Genomic DNA, 1,413 nt, shown 5'->3' with positions numbered 1-1,413 from the left:
CTAGTAGTACTTTGTTAGGTCGTTATGGCGGCCGTTGGTGGCAGGTGGGGCATCGGCCGCTCCAGGTGGCTAACAGCGTCTGGAGCAGATGCAAGATCTTGTAGAAGGTCAACCCATGCTGATCGCTTTTGGGCTGGTCAACCGTAGTTCGGTGAGGAACAGGTGGGCCGCCGAGACCAAGGTGACATGGTGATGCCAGCCGTTCCAGGAGCGCCCCTCGAAATGGGTCAGACCCAGGCCGGTCTTGAGCTCGCGGTAGTCGTGCTCGATCCGCCAGCGGATCTTGGCCAGGCGGACCAGGTCCCGCAGCCGGATGCCGGCCGGCAGGGTGGACAGCCAGTAGTCGGTGGGCTCGCTCTCGCCGGGGGGCCATTCCGCCAGGAGCCAGCAATCGGGCAGATGCCCGTCGCCATCTCGGGGGATGTCACTGTTGGCCGGCCGTACCCGCAGCACGAGGAAACGGGAGCGCAGCGTGGCGGCCGGGTTGCCCTTGCTCGCCTTGGTGCCCTGCCGCCAGCTCACCCGGCGCAGGCTGCGCCGTCCGGCGGCCAGGGCCAGCTCGCGCAGGCTAGAGGGGGCGCTGCGGTACTTGGCCACCGGGCGGCGGCCGTTGCCGGACCAGGGCACCGTCTCGGGCACGGCGTCGGCGGCGTACGCGCTGGTGCCGCCCTTGACGGCGACCACGTACGGCAGGCCGCGCCCGGTCAGGCCCAGCCGAAGCGCGGTCACATCGCCGTAACCGGAATCGGCCACCACCAACGGCGGTACCTGTCCCCAGGCGGCCAGTTCGTCGAGCATCTCCAGGGCCTGCTGCCACTTGGGGCGGTGCCGCTGATCGTCGGGGATGCGGCAGCGCCGTCGCCGCCCGGCGATCGCCGCGGCTTCGCTCTTGTCCTCGGCCAGCGCGTCGTCCCAGCGTTGCGGCAGGAACAGCCGCCAGTTCAACGCGGCCGAACAGGCGTCGGTGACCGCGTGCACGCTGATGGCGATCTGGCAGTTGGTCACCTTGCCCGCGGTCCCGGTGTATTGCCGGGCCACCCCCGGCGAGGCATCGCCGTCCTTCAGATGCCCGGTGTCATCCAGCACCCACGCGTGCGGCGCCACCACGCCGACCGCACGCTCCGCCAAGAGCCTTCGTACCGCCACGTAATCCCAGGTCGAGGAGGTGATGAACTGCTGCAGCCGCTGATGATCCACCCCCAGCCGCTCGGCCATCGGCACCATCGACTTCCGCCGGCCGTCCAGCATCAGCCCCCGCAGGTACAACCCGCCGTTGAACCGCTGCTCCCGACGCGCGAAGGAGGTGAACACCTCACCCGCGAAATCCTCAAGACGGCCACGGACATCGGCCAGCTCCGCCGGAGTCATACGACGACCGTCCCACAAAGTCTCAACCTAACAAAGTACTACTAG

1 protein-coding gene is annotated in these 1,413 nt (G+C 68.4%); it reads right to left on the bottom strand.

From position 1 onward, the window contains the following. Positions 1-108 precede the first annotated feature (108 nt). On the bottom strand, positions 109-1,368 hold the full coding sequence (locus FXF51_RS60185) for an IS701 family transposase (RefSeq protein WP_148443832.1): 1,260 nt from the start codon (positions 1,366-1,368) through the stop codon (positions 109-111). Positions 1,369-1,413: the final 45 nt, after the last annotated feature.

This window comes from Nonomuraea sp. PA05 (assembly GCF_008086045.1).
GTDB classification, from domain to species: Bacteria; Actinomycetota; Actinomycetes; order Streptosporangiales; family Streptosporangiaceae; genus Nonomuraea; species Nonomuraea monospora.
This window is presented reverse-complemented; position numbering and strand designations above follow the sequence as displayed.

Excerpts from the sequence above, each read along its gene's own strand:
- FXF51_RS60185 (WP_148443832.1), bottom strand. The coding sequence starts at position 1,368 with ATGACTCCGGCGGAGCTGGCCGATGTCCGTGGCCGTCTTGAGGATTTC.